This window comes from Mycobacteroides chelonae, assembly GCF_016767715.1.
Classification (GTDB): domain Bacteria; phylum Actinomycetota; class Actinomycetes; order Mycobacteriales; family Mycobacteriaceae; genus Mycobacterium; species Mycobacterium gwanakae.
The window spans coordinates 1,142,279-1,158,932 of the sequence record NZ_CP050145.1 but is presented as its reverse complement, the minus strand read 5'-3'; the positions used below and the strand labels follow the sequence as shown (position 1 = coordinate 1,158,932).

General features: G+C 65.4%; 19 protein-coding genes and 1 tRNA gene. 11 read left to right on the top strand and 9 right to left on the bottom strand.

What is annotated here, in order from left to right:
• Window positions 1-107 precede the first annotated feature (107 nt).
• The 4 genes from HBA99_RS05700 to HBA99_RS05685 form a co-directional block, all read right to left on the bottom strand.
• Window positions 108-347, bottom strand: a complete 240-nt coding sequence (locus HBA99_RS05700) for a hypothetical protein (RefSeq protein ID WP_046252770.1) — start codon at window positions 345-347, stop codon at window positions 108-110.
• 104 nt (window positions 348-451) lie between these two features.
• Window positions 452-751, bottom strand: coding sequence for a hypothetical protein (locus HBA99_RS05695; RefSeq protein WP_030094581.1), 300 nt, complete (start codon window positions 749-751; stop codon window positions 452-454).
• Window positions 752-844: 93 nt separating this feature from the next.
• The gene (locus HBA99_RS05690; RefSeq protein ID WP_109494334.1) at window positions 845-1,063 is read right to left on the bottom strand and encodes a hypothetical protein; all 219 of its coding nucleotides are present in this window, start codon (window positions 1,061-1,063) and stop codon (window positions 845-847) included.
• Between the two features lie 89 nt (window positions 1,064-1,152).
• Window positions 1,153-1,746, bottom strand: a complete 594-nt coding sequence (locus HBA99_RS05685; protein ID WP_030094579.1) for a TetR/AcrR family transcriptional regulator — start codon at window positions 1,744-1,746, stop codon at window positions 1,153-1,155.
• A 151-nt stretch (window positions 1,747-1,897) separates the two neighbouring features.
• On the opposite strand from HBA99_RS05685, the gene HBA99_RS05680 reads away from it, so the two are divergent.
• From HBA99_RS05680 to HBA99_RS05665, 4 genes are all read left to right on the top strand, one after another.
• Window positions 1,898-1,969 (top strand) — tRNA-Gln (locus HBA99_RS05680).
• A gap of 16 nt (window positions 1,970-1,985) precedes the next feature.
• On the top strand, window positions 1,986-3,434 hold the full coding sequence (gene glmU / locus HBA99_RS05675; RefSeq protein WP_070951440.1) for a bifunctional UDP-N-acetylglucosamine diphosphorylase/glucosamine-1-phosphate N-acetyltransferase GlmU: 1,449 nt from the start codon (window positions 1,986-1,988) through the stop codon (window positions 3,432-3,434).
• A 173-nt stretch (window positions 3,435-3,607) separates the two neighbouring features.
• Window positions 3,608-4,594, top strand: coding sequence for a ribose-phosphate diphosphokinase (locus tag HBA99_RS05670; protein ID WP_005059141.1), 987 nt, complete (start codon window positions 3,608-3,610; stop codon window positions 4,592-4,594).
• Complete coding sequence (locus HBA99_RS05665) at window positions 4,587-5,237, top strand: LpqN/LpqT family lipoprotein (RefSeq protein WP_057966832.1); 651 nt, start codon at window positions 4,587-4,589, stop codon at window positions 5,235-5,237. The genes HBA99_RS05670 and HBA99_RS05665 overlap by 8 nt, the downstream gene beginning before the upstream one ends.
• Here the strand turns inward: HBA99_RS05665 and HBA99_RS05660 are convergent.
• Window positions 5,224-6,429, bottom strand: a complete 1,206-nt coding sequence (locus HBA99_RS05660) for an erythromycin esterase family protein (RefSeq protein ID WP_070951441.1) — start codon at window positions 6,427-6,429, stop codon at window positions 5,224-5,226. The genes HBA99_RS05665 and HBA99_RS05660 overlap by 14 nt on opposite strands.
• Before the next feature lie 14 nt (window positions 6,430-6,443).
• Between HBA99_RS05660 and HBA99_RS05655 the strand changes: the two genes are divergently transcribed.
• From HBA99_RS05655 to HBA99_RS05640, 4 genes are all read left to right on the top strand, one after another.
• A complete protein-coding gene (locus tag HBA99_RS05655) occupies window positions 6,444-7,316 on the top strand; it encodes an oxidoreductase (RefSeq protein WP_070951442.1) in 873 nt (290 codons plus the stop codon).
• Window positions 7,317-7,471: 155 nt separating this feature from the next.
• Window positions 7,472-8,125 carry a 50S ribosomal protein L25/general stress protein Ctc gene (locus tag HBA99_RS05650; RefSeq protein WP_057966829.1) on the top strand — a complete coding sequence of 218 codons (654 nt, stop codon included), beginning with the start codon at window positions 7,472-7,474 and terminating at the stop codon, window positions 8,123-8,125.
• A 34-nt stretch (window positions 8,126-8,159) separates the two neighbouring features.
• Window positions 8,160-8,726 (top strand): aminoacyl-tRNA hydrolase, encoded by a 567-nt coding sequence (pth, locus tag HBA99_RS05645; RefSeq protein ID WP_081347720.1) that lies wholly within the window; start codon window positions 8,160-8,162, stop codon window positions 8,724-8,726.
• Between the two features lie 30 nt (window positions 8,727-8,756).
• Window positions 8,757-9,779 (top strand): beta-ketoacyl-ACP synthase III, encoded by a 1,023-nt coding sequence (locus HBA99_RS05640; RefSeq protein WP_070951444.1) that lies wholly within the window; start codon window positions 8,757-8,759, stop codon window positions 9,777-9,779.
• Here HBA99_RS05640 and HBA99_RS05635 read toward each other — a convergent pair whose 3' ends face one another.
• On the bottom strand, window positions 9,780-10,388 hold the full coding sequence (locus HBA99_RS05635; RefSeq protein ID WP_070951445.1) for a TetR/AcrR family transcriptional regulator: 609 nt from the start codon (window positions 10,386-10,388) through the stop codon (window positions 9,780-9,782).
• Between the two features lie 84 nt (window positions 10,389-10,472).
• On the opposite strand from HBA99_RS05635, the gene HBA99_RS05630 reads away from it, so the two are divergent.
• On the top strand, window positions 10,473-11,372 hold the full coding sequence (locus HBA99_RS05630; protein WP_070950122.1) for an alpha/beta hydrolase: 900 nt from the start codon (window positions 10,473-10,475) through the stop codon (window positions 11,370-11,372).
• Complete coding sequence (locus tag HBA99_RS05625) at window positions 11,359-12,006, top strand: maleylpyruvate isomerase family mycothiol-dependent enzyme (RefSeq protein ID WP_070951446.1); 648 nt, start codon at window positions 11,359-11,361, stop codon at window positions 12,004-12,006. Before HBA99_RS05630 ends, HBA99_RS05625 begins: the two co-directional genes overlap by 14 nt.
• Before the next feature lie 6 nt (window positions 12,007-12,012).
• Here HBA99_RS05625 and HBA99_RS05620 read toward each other — a convergent pair whose 3' ends face one another.
• On the bottom strand, window positions 12,013-13,662 hold the full coding sequence (locus HBA99_RS05620) for a fatty acyl-AMP ligase (protein WP_057969344.1): 1,650 nt from the start codon (window positions 13,660-13,662) through the stop codon (window positions 12,013-12,015).
• 231 nt (window positions 13,663-13,893) lie between these two features.
• A complete protein-coding gene (locus tag HBA99_RS05615) occupies window positions 13,894-14,844 on the bottom strand; it encodes a 4-(cytidine 5'-diphospho)-2-C-methyl-D-erythritol kinase (RefSeq protein ID WP_057963791.1) in 951 nt (316 codons plus the stop codon).
• An 83-nt stretch (window positions 14,845-14,927) separates the two neighbouring features.
• Between HBA99_RS05615 and HBA99_RS05610 the strand changes: the two genes are divergently transcribed.
• The gene (locus HBA99_RS05610) at window positions 14,928-15,845 is read left to right on the top strand and encodes a bifunctional helix-turn-helix transcriptional regulator/GNAT family N-acetyltransferase (RefSeq protein WP_070951447.1); all 918 of its coding nucleotides are present in this window, start codon (window positions 14,928-14,930) and stop codon (window positions 15,843-15,845) included.
• Here HBA99_RS05610 and HBA99_RS05605 read toward each other — a convergent pair.
• Entirely contained in the window at window positions 15,842-16,504 is a 663-nt protein-coding gene (locus HBA99_RS05605; RefSeq protein WP_070922706.1) for a TetR/AcrR family transcriptional regulator, read from the bottom strand. The two genes, HBA99_RS05610 and HBA99_RS05605, sit on opposite strands and share 4 nt — an antisense overlap.
• Window positions 16,505-16,654: the final 150 nt, after the last annotated feature.

Below are 16,654 nucleotides of genomic sequence, written 5' to 3'. Positions count from 1 at the left end.
CGCCTATCCATCGACCCCAGAGTCTGACTTTAGGCGCTTTTCGCACGTCATACAGCTAGTTCACAGCTTTTTCGAACGTATCGCGAAGGTTCTGGCCCTGAACCACCTCAGAGGTTGTCCGGGCGTAACGGAACGTCAGGCGGCGTCGGCAGATCGGCCGGATCCGGCCACGATCGCAGCTCGGCATCACCCGGAGTTATACACACTTCCGATCCGGTCCGAGGCTGCGCGCAGTTTCCGTGTCCGCCACGGACGGCACTAGCCACATCCATAGAACTGGCACCGGCAGGTACCGCTGCCAGCAGACCCGCCACTACCACCGCCATGGCATATCGAAGGCCAGGCATGGGACAACACCCCTTAAATGCTTAGATTCCCTAACGACACAACATTAAACTCGTTAGGATCTGAAAGCAACCATCAAGGGCGGTGCTTCCCCGGGTTTACCGGATTAGTGGCCGCCCATACCGGGGTTACCGAAAACCATCCAGGGCGGAGTCTCGGCCTGCGGCACCGGCGGAATGTCTGCCGGGTTCGGCGAAGAGTGCAGTTCCGCGTCCCCCGCACGGGTGCACACCATGTCGTCAGGTCCGCCGTTGCAGTTCTCGGGGTTGGGCGGCTCGGACTGACACATCGCCGGGTCCGCACACTGCGGATCGGCCGCGGCAACCGAAGCCAGCGACACGGGCAAAACGCCCAACGCGGCCGCGGCGGCGCCGACCACAGCCCATCGCACAACTACTGACGTCATGACAAACACCTCATCCTGTGGTCAACCCCAACGACTTAAATTCTAGGTGATCGGCGCATGTCACGCACCGGTTCGACTCGCCCGCGCGTGCGCTTATGGGATCCAGATACCCGAGCCGGTACCACCCACGACCAGCCACGGCGACGCCTGCGGAACATCGGGAATGAACTCCCGGTTCGGCGTGGAATGCAACTCGGCGTTGCCCGGCTTCACACACACCCGCGCGGTCAGTGGACCACTGCAGTCGTCTGCGGCCGCAACGGGAGCGACCACCAGCGCGACCGCGACGGCGGCTGCCGCACCGAGAACCAGGCGAATCCCTGCCACCACCGACCACCTCCTGTGCGAACCACCCGTTATGTCAAACGATGCGGAGCGCGCAGATGTTCCGGTGTGAGGGCTCATTCCTCCTGTAGCTGCGGATCTGCTTCCAGATGCTTCAAGCCATGCCAACACAGGTTGACGATGTGCGCCGCCACCACTTCCTTTTTGGGCTCCCGCGCATCGAGCCACCACTGGGCTGTCATCGATACCTGTCCCACCAACGCCTGCGCATACAACGGCGCCATCTCCGCATCCAGCCCCCGGCGCTGGAAATCGCCCGCCAGGATGCTCGACACCTGACTGACCGCGTCGTTGAGCAGGCTCGAATACGTCCCCGAGCTGACCCCCGGCGGTGAGTCCCGAATCAGGATCCGGAATCCGTCGGTGCGATCCTCGATATAGCTCAACAAGGCCAACGCCACCTGTTCCAGCCGCACCCGCGAGCGATAACTCGTCAACGACGAGGTGATGCCGTCGAGCAGCACCGACATCTCGCGATCCACCACGACGGCGTAAAGGCCCTCCTTGCCGCCGAAATGCTCGTACACGACCGGTTTGGAGACTCCGGCGCGTTGGGCGATCTCTTCGATGGACGTGGCTTCGTACCCACGTTCGGCGAACAACGACCGCGCGACATCGATCAGCTGGCGGCGCCGCTCAGTACCGGCCATCCGGACGCGAGGAGTCCGCCCGGGGCCATCCGGCCTACTAGGTACCGACATGTGCCATCACTTTCCTCGGCCACAGGACCGAGCTTGTTGACCTGATGTCGCTCGGACAAGCCTCGCTCCTTGGTCGACTACAGTCTTCATTCTGTAACAGTCCGTCGTGGTGTAATCGGCAGCACCTCTGATTTTGGTTCAGATAGTTCAGGTTCGAGTCCTGGCGACGGAGCAGTAGGGAGTAGGAAATGCCAGGCAATTCCGCTGGGACTGCAGTAATCGTGCTGGCCGCGGGTGCCGGTACCCGCATGTGTTCGGACATCCCCAAGGTGCTGCATACCCTCGGCGGCCGCTCGATGTTGGCGCACTCGGTACATGCCGCCGCCAGCGTCAACCCCGAACACCTGGTGATCGTGCTGGGGCACGACCGCGAACGCATCGCCACCGCAGTGGAGATACTCGCCGAATCGCTCCATCGCGAGATCGGCATCGCCGTACAGGAACAACAGCTTGGCACCGGGCATGCCGTGGCATGCGGCCTCCAGGCACTGCCCGCGGACTTCGCCGGCACCGTCGTGGTCACCTCCGGCGATATCCCACTGCTCGATGGGGAAACGCTCGCCGGGCTCATCAACCGGCATAAGGCCGAGCCCGCCGCCGCCACCCTGCTGACCACCACCCTGACCGATCCCACCGGCTACGGGCGCATCCTGCGCACCCAGGACCGCGAGGTCATCGCCATCGTGGAGCAGACCGACGCCACCGACAGCCAACGTGCCATCGGTGAGGTCAATGCCGGGGTGTACGCCTTCGACATCGGGCCGCTGCACGCGGCGCTGTCTCAGCTGCGCTCGGACAACGCACAGCACGAGTTGTACCTCACCGACGCCGTGTCGATCATCCGCCAGAGCGGAAAAGTGGTGCACGCCAACCATGTTGACGACAGCGCGCTGGTGGCCGGCGTCAACGACCGGGTGCAGCTCTCTGAAATGGGTGCCGAGCTGAATCGGCGGATCATCCGGTTCCACCAGCGCGCGGGAGTCACCATCGTCGACCCGTCCAGCACCTGGATCGATGTCGACGTCCGCATCGGGCAGGACGCGACCATCGCGCCCGGCACCCAGCTGCACTCGCAGACCGTTATCGGCGGCCACTGCCACATCGGCCCCGACACCACCCTCATCGACGTCACGGTGGGCGACTCGGCCACTGTCATCCGCACCCACGGCCAGGGCGCCACCATCGGTGCGCGATCGGTGATCGGGCCGTACACCTACCTGCGGCCGGGCACGGTGACCGACGAGAGCGCCAAGCTGGGCGCGTTCGTGGAGGTCAAAAACTCGACGGTGGGCCGGGGCACCAAGGTGCCGCACCTGACCTATGTGGGCGATGCCGATATCGGCGAGCACAGCAACATCGGCGCATCCAGCGTCTTCGTCAACTACGACGGAGAAACCAAGCGGCGCACCGTCATCGGCTCGCATGTGAAGACCGGATCGGACACTATGTTCGTGGCCCCGGTGACCGTCGGCGACGGTGCGTACACCGGCGCGGGCACGGTCATTCGCGAGGACGTGCCGCCGGGCGCGCTGGCCGTGTCGGCCGGCCCACAGCGCAACATCGAAGGCTGGGTGGCCCAGAAACGCCCCGGAAGCGATGCGGCCAGGGCCGCCGAAGAAGCGTCCAGGGATTCCTGACCACCGAGGGCGAACACGGCCTCGGAAAACCGCGGTTGGACATCTCGCGTTCAAATTCCGGCAACCCGCTCCCAGTCACCGGGGAAAGGTCCGTACCATTATCCCGGCGGGCCGGTACCCGGCGCCGTCCTTGTGAAGCCCAAAATTACGAACCCAAGAGGACTAGCTGCGCCGTGAGCACCGACTGGACCGATAACCGCAAAAATCTGATGCTGTTCTCGGGTCGTGCGCACCCTGAACTGGCCGAACAGGTCGCCAAGGAACTCGACGTCCAGGTGACCGCGCAGACCGCCCGCGATTTCGCCAACGGCGAGATCTTCGTGCGCTTCGAGGAGTCGGTACGCGGCTGCGACGCGTTCGTCTTGCAATCGCATCCGGCACCGCTGAACACGTGGCTGATGGAACAGCTGATCATGATCGATGCGCTCAAGCGGGGCAGCGCCAAGCGGATCACCGCGATCCTGCCGTTCTACCCCTATGCGCGCCAGGACAAGAAGCACCGTGGCCGCGAGCCGATCTCGGCGCGCCTGGTGGCAGACCTGTACAAGACCGCGGGCGCCGACCGCATCGTCACGGTGGACCTGCACACCGACCAGATTCAGGGCTTCTTCGACGGACCGGTGGATCACATGCGCGCCCAGTCGCTGCTGTGTGGATACATCGCCGAGCACTACGTGAGCAATGGCGAAGATGTCGTCGTCGTGTCGCCGGACTCCGGGCGCGTGCGCGTCGCCGAGAAGTGGGCCGACTCCCTGGGCGGTGTGCCGCTGGCCTTCATCCACAAGACACGTGACCCGCGAGTGCCCAACCAGGTCAAGGCCAACCGCGTCGTCGGTGACGTCACCGGCAAGACCTGCGTCATCACCGACGACATGATCGACACCGGTGGCACCATCGCCGGGGCCGTCGGGCTGCTGCACGAGGCCGGTGCCAAGGACGTCGTGATTGCCGCCACCCACGGCGTGCTGTCCGACCCTGCCGCCGAGCGCCTGGCCAACTGTGGCGCCCGCGAGGTGCTGGTCACCAACACGCTGCCCATCGGCGAGGAGAAGCGCTTCCCCCAGCTGACGGTGCTGTCGATTGCGCCGCTGCTCGCCAGCACCATCCGCGAGGTTTTCGAGAACGGTTCGGTAACAGGACTTTTCGACGGGAATGCGTAGCGCCGCGCTGGTCGCGGGGTGCCTGCTGGCGCTCGCGACCGCCGGATGCGAGTCGAAACAACCCGAGCCACAAGCTGGTTCGTCAAGCAGCTCGGCATCGAGCACCACGGCGACACCCACCACCACGCCGACCTCGATGAACGAGTACCTGCAAAGCGCCGGCGTCAAGGTAGTCCCGGTGTCGCCGGAGAGTTCGGCGAACGTGCGCGTCGAGATGCCGCTGCCCGAAGGCTGGGAGAATCTGGGCGCGTTCGAACCCGCCTACCTGGTCAGTGACAAACCCAGCGCGGCCGATCAAGGACGAACACCCAGCGCAGTGATCTACCTCATCAGGCTGGAGGGTGCCCTGGACGCCCGCACGGCGATCACCGAGCACGGGTTCGTCGACGCGCAGAACGCCCAGGGCTTTCAAAAGATCAGCTCATCCCTCGACGACTTTCAGGGGTACCCGTCGGCCGCCATCGAAGGCACCTACGACAACCAGAATGTCCGGGTGCACGCGTGGAATCGGGACGTCATCGTGCCGGACGGACCGCTGCACTACCTCGTGCAGCTCACGGTGACCACCACCGAGGCGCAGGCGTCGGCACTGGCCACGGACGTCGCCGCTCTCACCGGCGGCCTGAAGATCACGAAGCGCTGAGGCACCGAATGAATGCGATGGCATCCACGCCCGTGAGCTGGCCGGGGTCAACCGGGTAACAACCCGTCTGCGGGGCCACGTCCTGACGGGCGAGCAGTCCATCCGGTATCTCGCCAACAGGAAACAGGATCCGATCGGATTCCCAGCCCCACATCCATCCCTGGAGGGTGGCAGCGTGCGGCACGCCGATGTTCGCGGCTTCATGAGTGCCGAAATCGCTTGCGATGACCGCGTACGGGACACGATCGGCCGAGGCCACCAGCGCTCCGGCGCACCACCAACTCGCCTGCGCAGGGCCCATGGACACCGTGCTCTGATGTCGCTGCAGGTGCTCGTTGTGGGCGAACACCAACGTTGGGCCCCTATGCATTTCGGCCTCGGCGATAGCCTCCAGATTCTCGGCCATGAGCGCATCCCGGACACCCAGCATGGTGGACATGCGATCCGGGCCAGGGTCGGCCATCGCGAAATGTGCCCGCAGCAGGCTCACTGCCGCGCGGGCGACGGTGCACATCTGCCAGAACTGCTGCGGCGAGGTCGAGGCGCGCAACGCGGGGGCGTACCTCGCCAACGCGATCACGAGTTCATCGGCAACCAGCCGCAATGCGCGTGCCGGAGCCGATCGGCCGATCGAGACGGTGGCATCGAGCATGGCGTCCGGGTGAGACCAGGCGGCATCTTCACCCACCAGATCGGTGATCACCTCCTCGGAGTAAGGCAGGGCGGCACCACCGTTCGACAGATACCCGTGCACCGCGAGGAGGGTGTCGCGCGGACTTGGCGACGCCATCATCTCGGTGGTGGCGTCGAAACCGTAGAACCGCACCTGTTCGCCGGGTGCTCGGCCGCTGTTCCAGTCGCGTAGCCACGCGACGAGCTCGCGGCTGGCCGGATACGCACCGAACCCGTGACTGAATCCGGCGTCGAGCACCTCGTCGAGGGTGCCCTCCCCTGCCGTCACATACCGGTCGACGGCGAATCCGGCCACGGCGTCACTCTCCAGCGTGACCGACCGGAAGCCGCGCTCGACCACAAGGTGACGAAGCAGCCGGTTGCGCAGGTAACCGAACTCCTGCGGCCCATGGGTCGGTTCTCCGATACCGAGCAGGCGGGGTGGGGACTGCAGGCCCGAAAGGAAGGCGTCGACGTCTGCCTCAAAAGTCACGCCCTCGACGGTATCGAGCTTGAGCATTAGGGTCAGCTCCCGTGACCAAATGGACCGCCGCGGCGCTGCCGTCATTTGAAGGCCGCACCGTCATCATCACCGGAGCCAATAGTGGACTCGGCCTGGAGACCGCCCGCGAGCTGGCTCGCGTGGGCGCCCATGTCGTCATGGCGGTGCGCAACACCGAGAAGGGCAAGGCCGCCCAGTCCTCGATCAAGGGAAGCACCGAGGTGCGTCAGGTCGACGTCGCCAATCTGGCGTCGGTGCGTGCCTTCGCCGACACCGTCGATACCGCCGACATCCTGGTGAACAACGCCGGCATCATGATGGTGCCGCAGGCCAAGACCGTCGATGGCTTCGAAAGCCAAATCGGCACAAACCATCTCGGCGCATTCGCACTCACCAATCTGTTGCTCCCCAAGATCACCGACCGTGTGATCGCGGTGGCATCGGTCGCTCATCGCGCCGGGAAGATCGACCTCGCCGATCTCAACTACGAGCGGCGCGGATACACCCGCGCCGGAGCGTATGGCGCATCCAAGCTCGCCAACCTGCTGTTCACCAAGGAACTGCAGCGCCGGCTGAGCGCGGCCGGATCGCCGGTGCGCGCGCTGACCGTCCATCCGGGTGTGGCCGCCACCGAGCTGCAGTCGCACAGCGGGAACCCGATCTTCGAGATCGCCTTGAAGACCGGCAACCTCTTTGCGCAGGATGCCGCACACGGCGCCCTGCCCACGCTGTACGCCGCATCCCAGGATCTGCCGGGCGACACGTACATCGGGCCGGACGGCCCGTTCGAAGCCAAGGGCTACCCCAAGCAGGTGGGCCGCAGCCGCAGAGCCCAGGACGCCGAGAGCGCTAAGGGCCTATGGCACCTGTCCGAGCAGCTCACCGGGGTGTCCTTCCCTCTCTGACACCCCCGCTGATTGGTCTTTCAGGTCCGGGCTCGGCTACTCTGAACGGGCTGTCACGGCGAGGGTGGGTCTTCCCACCGTTATCGACGGGATCATGGGCGTCATCCTGATGTCCTCCCTGCGCCGTGTCTCACGAAACGCAAGGAGTTGACCAGATGTCCAAGAAGAACGCCCCCACCAGCAATAACCTCACCGTCACCGTCCGCACGGACACCGGCAAGGGCGCCTCGCGCCGCGCCCGCCGCGACGGCCTGGTTCCCGCGGTCCTGTACGGCCACGGCACCACCCCCGAGCACCTGAACCTGCCGGCCCGCGATTTCGCGGCCGTGCTGCGCCACACCGGCACCAACGCCATCCTGACCCTGGACATCGAGGGGCGCGAGCAGCTGGCCCTCACCAAGACCATCGAGATTCACCCCATCCGCCGCAACCTGGTGCACGCGGACCTGCTGGTCGTGCGCAAGGGCGAGAAGGTCACCGTTGAGGTGAACGTCCACATCGAGGGCGACGCCGAGAGCGGCACCCTGGTCACCCAGGACGCCAACACCCTGGAGATCGAGGCCGAGGCGCTGTCGATCCCCGAGTTCCTCACCGTGTCGGTTGAGGGCCTTGCCGCGGGCACCCAGATCACCGCCGGATCGATCGAGCTGCCCAAGGGCTCGACCCTGATCTCCGATCCCGAGACCCTGGTCATCAACGTCGTCGCGGCCCCGACCGCCGACGAGATGGACGCCGAGGGTGGCGGCGGCGAAGGTGCTGCCGAGGCTCCCGCCGCGGACGAGGCCGCCGAGGGCTCCTCCGAAGAGTAGAGCGGAGTAATCCGTGCCTCTATCCGACGATGCCGTGCTGGTGGTCGGCCTGGGCAACCCCGGGCCGACCTACGCCAAGACCCGGCACAACCTCGGATTCATGGTCGCCGACCTGTTGGCGGCCAAGGACGGCGCAACGTTCAAGCCGCACAAGAAGTCCGGCGCCGAGGCGACAACGATTCGCCTCGGCGGCCGGGCCGTGAATCTGGCCAAACCACGCACGTTCATGAACACATCCGGCCCTCAGGTGGCCGCGCTGGCCAAGTTCTTTTCCGTTCCCCCCGGGAACGTCATCGTCATGCACGACGAGCTGGATCTCGATTTCGGCACTGTGCGTCTCAAGCTCGGCGGCGGCGAGGGCGGCCACAACGGGCTGCGCTCGGTATCGCAAGCACTGGGCACCAAGGACTATCTGCGGGTCCGCCTGGGCGTCGGGCGCCCACCCGGCCGCAAGGACCCTGCGGCCTTCGTGCTGGAGAATTTCGCCAAGACAGAAAGCGAACAGGTTCCGTTGCTCTGCGAACAGGGCGTCGATGCGACTGAGCTGCTGATCCGCCTCGGCCTGGAAGCAGCACAGAATCAGGTACATGCCTGGGGTTAGACATCCGGGCGGCCCCGCTATGGTCTCCTCATGACCGACATCGCGGAGATCACCGGCATCAACAAGATCGGCCTGCTCAGCCTGGGGGCATACCGTCCCGAACGCGTCGTCACCAATGAAGAGATCTGCGAGCGCATCGAATCCTCGGACGAGTGGATCTACACCCGCACCGGCATCAAGACCCGCCGGTTCGCTGCCAAGGAAGAATCCGCCCAGACCCTGGCCATCGAGGCCGGGCGTAAGGCCATCGCCAACGCGCTGCTCACCGGCGCCGAGATCGATGCGGTGATCCTCGCCACCAGCACCCACTATCTGCAGACACCGGCGTCCGCCCCGGCCGTCGCCACCACGCTAGGAGCACAGGGTGTCCCGGCGTTCGACCTGTCCGCCGGCTGTGCCGGATTCGGATACGCGGTGGGTGTGGCGGGCGACATGATCCGCGGTGGCAGCGCCAGCAAGGTGCTGGTCATCGGCTCCGAAAAGCTCTCCCCCGCACTGGATATGACCGACCGCGGCAACTGCTTCATCTTCGGCGACGGGGCCGGCGCGGTTGTCGTCGGCGAGACCGCCGAACAGGGCATCGGCCCCACGGTGTGGGGCAGCGATGGCAGCCAGGCCAACGCCATTCGTCAGGACATCGACTGGATGGACTTCGCGGCGGCACCCGACCCCGAGGGCCCGCGACCCTATCTGCGCATCGAGGGCACCTCGGTATTCCGTTGGGCCGCATTCGAAATGGGCAAGGTGGGCCAGCGCGCCCTGGAAGCAGCCAAGGTGGGCCCGGAGGATATCGATGTCTTCGTCCCGCACCAGGCCAACAGCCGGATCAACGAACTCCTGGCCAAGAACCTGCACCTGCGTTCGGATGCGGTGATCGCCAACGACATCGAACACACGGGCAACACCTCTGCCGCTTCGGTTCCGTTGGCCATGGAGGGCCTGCTGTCCACCGGCGCCGCCAAGCCGGGCGATCTGGCCCTGCTCATCGGATACGGGGCCGGACTGAGCTATGCCGCCCAGGTGGTCAGGATGCCACCCGTTCCGTTCGAGTAGTCAGCGCCCCCGCATCGCGATCCCATCGAGCAGCATGGTGATCCCGAGCGTGAATTCGGTTGCAGGACTGCTCTGTTGCGCCACTTTGGCGAGTGCCGCCACGTTCGGATAGACATCACCGGCGACCCCGCCGATCCGAATCGCGGCTCCCCTGTTGTCATCTCCGAGGCCGGCCTGCGCGGAGCCAAGAGCGAATCCCAGCACCGCCCGGAACGCGGCCAGCCGACTCTCCTCCTCAAGCCCAGCGCGGCCGAGTGCAGCAATGAGTGCATCGATCACCGCGAAACCGGCAGGCGAGGACATTCGACGGGTGAGCACCAACGGGATGGCGGCCGGGTGCTTACCTACCGCAGTCCAGATGCCCCGCGCGATCCGTTCGACATCGGACCGCCAATTCGCAGACGGCTTGTACGCCGGCACGGCGGCCATCACCGCCGTCACCACCAGCTCCTCCAGCCCTTCCTTGTCATCGACATAGTTGTAGAGCGTCATCGGCCCGGTACCCAGCGCCGACGCCAACGATCGCATGCTCAGCGCTGCCAACCCCTTGGCATCTACGAGTTCCAGTGCGGTAGCCGCTATCTCATCCCTGGTGAAGCGCGCTTTCATCAAGCTCCCTTGACAAGTACATCGTACGTATTGCAGTCTCGATCTATACGTACATCGTACCTATAGAACTCAGGGAGAGACCTCATGACGACCTCCACTACCGAACGTGTCGGATTCTCATCTGCCGGCATTCGATGCGCCGGATGGCTCACCCGCCCCGCCGAGCCCGGGCGCCATCCCGCGGTGGTACTAGTGCACGGCCTGGGCGCCACCCACGACATGATGCTGCCGCAGTACGAGAGGCACTTCGCGTCGGCGGGGATCGCCACGCTGGCATTCGACTACCGCCACACAGGCGCCTCCGAAGGTTCACCGCGCCAACAATTCTCGATGCGAAAGCAACGCCACGATGTCGAGTCGGCCATCGCGTTCCTGCAGAACCACCCAGATATCGATGGCGATCGCATCGCGTTGTGGGGCACCAGCCTCGGAGCCATGCACGTGACATTGGTGGCCGCCGGTCGTGACGATCTCGCCGCAGCGGTCATCCAGTGCCCCATCGTGCACGGGCCCGGGGCCGCGCGCACTTCCAGCCTCTGGTCGATGATGCGGCTCGGCCTCTCAATCGTCGAAGATCTGCTGCGCATGGCATTCGGTCGACCGAGACGGTATGTGCCGATTGTGGGACCACCGGGAAGCTCAGCACTGGTGAGCACCGATGGCGCCCTGGCCGGCTGGGAGTCGACCTGCCCACCCGGCCATGAGTTCGACAACCGGATGACGGCCGCCGAGGCATCCACACTGGTATTCACCTCTGCCCTGCGTCGCGCACGGAAAATTTCCGCACCACTACTGGTCTGCGTCTGCGACCGCGAGGAACTGACGAGTCCCCGTTATGCCGAGCTGGTGGCGCGTGGCGCGCCCCGCGGCGTCGAACTCCACTACGAGTCAGGCCATTTCGATATCTATCAGCCACCGGTGCTGGAGCGTGCGCTCTCCGAGCAAACCCTGTTTCTTCGAGAGCACCTTCATGTCGCACGCTGACATCCTGCGCGCCAACGACGCGAGGTTCCTCGATGCCGTGGCGGACCTCAGCCCGGCGGACTGGCTGGGCCCCAGCCTCTGCACCGAGTGGTCGAACCACGAGGTGTTGGCGCATCTGGTGATTGGATGCAGCGCCCCGGTACGCGGCATCACCGCGGGAGTGATCCGACAATGGTCATTCGACCGAGAAAACACCAGAACGGCAAAAAGTCTGGCAGCCGATCGATCGCCCGAGGAACTCCTGGGCGATTACCGCGGGCTCATCAACCGACCCACCGGAATCGGCAAGGTGTTTCCGCGCAGCCTGCTCCTGGGTGATCACGTGGTCCACGAACTGGACATCCTGTTCGCACTCGACCGCGCATCTTCGATACCCGCGGACATTCTCGTCAAGGTGCTCAACACTCAAGTGGGACTGCCGAATCCGTTTGTCCCCGCATACTTCACCGCACGTGGGCTCCAGTTGCGTGCAACGGATGTCCGCTGGGCTCACGGAAGATCGGGCCCGGAGGTGCACGGCCCGGCCGCCGCGTTCACATCGGTGCTGGCCGGCAGGCCACGAATGCTCGAGTGCCTGAGCGGTGAGGGCGCCGCGGTGCTCACGGAACGACTCGGATCACATGCGCGACGGTAACGGCGCTTAGATGACGAGGGCCACCGATGTCGAGCGGCGCAGCTTGCCGGACGGCGTCTTCGGAATGCTGCCCGGTCCAAGCACCACCACGTTGCGCGGACGCACATCGACCTCGGCAACGACCTCGTGCGCGACCTGCTGCTCGATCCGGCGAACCTCATCCGCGTTCTCGAATGCGTTGGACTCCACCACAACCGCGAAGGTCTCGCGCTGATTCTTGGGGTCCACCCCGGCTTCCAGCCGCACGGCGACCGCACAACCCGGCCGCACACCCTCGACGCGGCCGGCCGCACGTTCGATATCGGTCGGGTAAATGTTGCGGCCCGCCATGATGATGACGTCCTTGACACGACCGCAGACCACGACGTGACCCTTCTCGGTCAGGTATCCGAGGTCACCGGTGTTGTACCAACCGTTTTCGTCCTGCGCGGCCAGGAAACCACCCATGGTCACATAGCCGGGGGTCACCGACTCACCCCGCAGCTCGATGACGCCAACGCCGCGCGGGGGCAGCACATTCAGGTCCTCATCGATGACACGCGCCTCGATGCCGGGCAGCAGCGGGCCGAGTGTCGCCAGGTGGCGCAGATTTCCGCGGGTGGCGGGAACCGCGCGACGCAGGGCGGCCAACAGGTCGGCGTCAACCTCGTCGACGATGAGACCGGAGGCTTCAACCTCCGAGAAGGACACGGCCAAGGCGGTTTCGGCCATGCCGTAGGCAGGAACCATCGCGGAGGGCTTGAACCCAAAGGGCTTTCCGGCATCGCACAGGTCGTGGACCACGGCCGGATCCACCGGCTCGGCGCCGGAGAGCACGAATCGCAGGGTCGAGAGGTCGAAGTCGCCCGGCTTGGCCTGGTTGCGCAGCCGCTTGGCGAACAGCGAGTAGGCGAAGTTCGGGGCGGCCGTCATGGTGCCCTTGTACTTGTCGATCAGCCTGCCCCACAACAGAACATCGCGCATGAAGTCCATCGGGGTGATCTTCACCAGCTCGGCACCGAAGAACATCGGCACCGTGAGGAAGCCGACCATGCCCATATCGTGGAACAGCGGCAACCAGCTGACCATCACGTCGGACTCGGGCTTGTACTTGGAGGCGACGTACATGCCGTGCGCGTTGGCGTAGAGGTTGCGGTGGGTGATCTTGACCGCCTTCGGGGAACCCGTCGACCCCGAGGTCAGCTGCATGAGCGCCACAGCATCCTCGTCGACATCCAGGGGCTCGATCGCATCGGCGTCCCACAGATCCTTGATCTGGACGACGATGACGCCCTTCTCCTCCAGCACCGGTGCGGCGGCGTCGAACGGGGCAGACACGATGACGGCCTTCGCCCCGATCATGTCGACAACCTTGAGGGTGTCCTCGGCCCACACGGCGAGGTCGGTGCGCGGGGTCGGCTGGTGCAGCATCGTCAGCGAGGCACCACGCATCCACACCGCCTGGATCGCCGGGGCGATCTCGACGGGCATACCCACCAACATGCCGATCGCATCGTCAGGTCCGAGACCTGCGGCGGCCAGACCACCGGCCAGCTGCTTGGCGCGCTCGTGGACCTGCTTCCAGGTGTGCCGAACGGGGGTGTCGGGTTCGCCGGTGACCATGCCCTTGCTGCTGGACAGCGCATTGGCGTAGAGCTCGTCGGTAAACCTGCTCACAGTTCCTCCTGGCCTAGGCCTGTTGGGCGAGTCACGCGTCCTTATCGGATGGTCCGCCACAGCTGCCGCGACGCGCGGTAGGCGCGCGCGGGGCCGTTAGCAGCGGATTCATATCGTTCAGGTGACAGTCCGGATGCCTTCGTACGATCCCGTAGCATCTTAGGCTTTTCTTAATCGCCGTCAAAACCCACTGTGATCTGGCCGTTCGGCGTGTCGCACTATTCGGCGTGTCTAGCCGTCGCTGCGGCCCTGGATGACCTGCGCGCCATGCACGGGCCCGCTGGCCACCCGGACGGTCCGGCACACGCCGGCGCCGGCGAGCTCGGCACCCACCTGCACCGCATCGTCGGCCGAGGTACACAAGAACGCACACGTGGGGCCGGAACCGGACACGATTCCGGCGAGAGCGCCCGCGGATTCCCCTGCCCGGAGCGTGCGCCGCAGCCCCGGATTGAGACTCACCGCAGCGGCCTGCAGCTCATTGCCCAGCAGCGGCGCCAACCGGCGTGCATCCCCGGCAGCGAGCGCCCCGAGCAATTCGTCGGACTCGTCGAGCCGCGGCGGATCGCCGTTCTCGCGCAGCCGGTCAATCTCCCGGAACACATCGGGTGTCGACAAACCCCCGTCGGCGAACGCGAACACCCAGTGAAAGACGTTGCGCGCCAAAACCGTGGCCAGCTGCTCACCCCGGCCCGTGCCCAGGGCGGTTCCCCCGTGCAATGCGAACGGGACATCGCTGCCGAGCCGCGCGGCCAGGTGGTGCAGATCGCGGCGCGGCACACCGGCGCGCCAGAGCTCGTTCATCGCGACCAGCACCGCGGCCGCATCGGCGGATCCGCCGGCCATACCGCCTGCGACCGGGATGTCCTTGTTGATGAAGATCGACACGTCGGGGGCGCGGCCCACATGGTCGGCGAAGAGTTCGGCAGCCTGCCAGGCAAGGTTGCGCTCGTCGGTGGGCACCGTCCCCTCGCCCTGCCCGACGACGTCGACCGACAGCACGTCGGCATCCCGAACCGTGACGTCATCGGCCAGTGACACCGCATGGAAAACGGTGGTCAGCTCGTGATAGCCGTCGTCACGCAGGTCTCCGACGGCGAGGTAGAGATTGACCTTGCCGGGCGCCCGAACGGTCACCGCGCCGGTGGGCACCCAATCGGAGACGGTCTCGGACACGCCCATGAGGGTACGTTCTGGCGGCGCACTTGGCCGTTACCCGTCCAACAACGAAGACATCGCGGCTTTACCTGACTAAAGTCAGGTAAATGACCGATGCCCTGGTCGACGGGTTGCGCAGCTTCAACAGAACCGTCACCCAACGAATAGGCGTCCTCGAGAGCGAATACCTCACCCGGGACCGCCCTCTGGGGCAGTCGCGGGTGTTGTGGGAGATCGGCGCCAACGGTTCCGGGCTCTCGGGGGGATGCGATATCCGCGAGCTGCGTGCCCGCCTGGGACTGGACTCGGGGTACCTCAGCCGGCTGTTGCGCGCCCTGGAAGGCGGTGGGCTCATCGAGGTGAATGCCGCGGACGGCGACACCCGGGTGCGCACCGCGCGCCTGACGCCCGCAGGCCACACCGAACTGTCCGAGCTGGATCGTCGCTCGGACGACCTGGCGCGTTCGATCCTGGAACCGCTCAGCTTCAGCCAGCGGCAACGGCTCGCCGATGCCATGGCTGAAGTCGAACGACTCTTTGTGGCCTCGCAGGTTCAGATCGCCGTCATGGACACCCGCTCCCCGAAGGCCCGGTATTGCATTCGCGCCTACTTCGACGAGATCTCGGCGAGATTCTCGGGCGGGTTTGATCCCGCGCTGACGCTCCCCGCCGGCGACGCCGAACTCTGCGCCCCCGCCGGACTGTTCCTCGTCGCAACCCTGCACGAAGAGCCCGTCGGCTGCGGTGGGCTCAAGCTCCTCAGGGACGCTGGCGGCATCATCGAAACGGCCGAAGTCAAACGAGTGTGGATTTCCCCCAATGTCCGCGGTATGGGACTCGGGAAACGAATTCTCGCCGAGCTTGAGCAGCGAGCAATCACCCACGGCGCCCGCACGATTCGCCTGGACACCAACCGGGCTCTTACCGAAGCGATCGCGATGTACCGCTCGGCGGGCTACAGCGAGGTCGCCGCGTTCAACGACGAAAAGTACGCGCACCACTGGTTCGAAAAGCGGCTGAGCTAAGGCGTTTTCGCGGCCCCGATGCAGGTGGCGGTGAGCAGCCTCGTCAGCGTGCTGGCGAAATCCGTGTCCCAGTCTTGCGGAAAGCCCGGCTCTTCCTTGAAATCGTGCTCAAGCCCTTCGGGGGGATGAGTGAACTGCCACAGCATTCCGGACAGCGCGAAGGCCGAAGTGACGATGTCGAGCGCGCTGTTGCGGTCCAGCTCCGGCACCGCGCGTTCTATCGCGTCGACCATCGTCATCGCCGCCGCCTGGTTGACCCGCTGAGCCTCCCGGACCTGGCCGAGTTCGACCTCGTGCTCAAGGTGCAGATAATGACTGCCCAGCAGATCGCAGAACAGCGGTGCCTCGATGAGAGCACGCGACAGCACGGCACCGACATCTGCGGGCGACCGCTCCCGCGAGCCGTCCAATTCCGAGCACACGGATTCGGCCAACGCGGCCATACCTTCTGTCGAGAGCCTCAGCAGCACCTCTTTATGGGAGCTGAAGTAGCGGCGCACCGCGGAGTGATGGACACCCGCACGATTGGCCAAACCCGTGAGAGTGACCGACGCGACACCGGACTCCAGCGCCAGCGAGCGCGCCGCTTCCACGATCGTTGCCGCACGTTGACGCTTGTTCTCCTCCGAACGTGCGCGCCGGAAACCCAGATGTGTCATCCACCTCAAGATAACGCACGGCGTGTGACTTGCGGGCGCACTTACCCGCTGGTAGGTTGCCTGTAACGCACACGCTATGCGTTATACGTGAACGCTTCATGCACTTTCCGGTAAACGATCTGTTCGACAGCACACGGGTGAAGGGGTCCT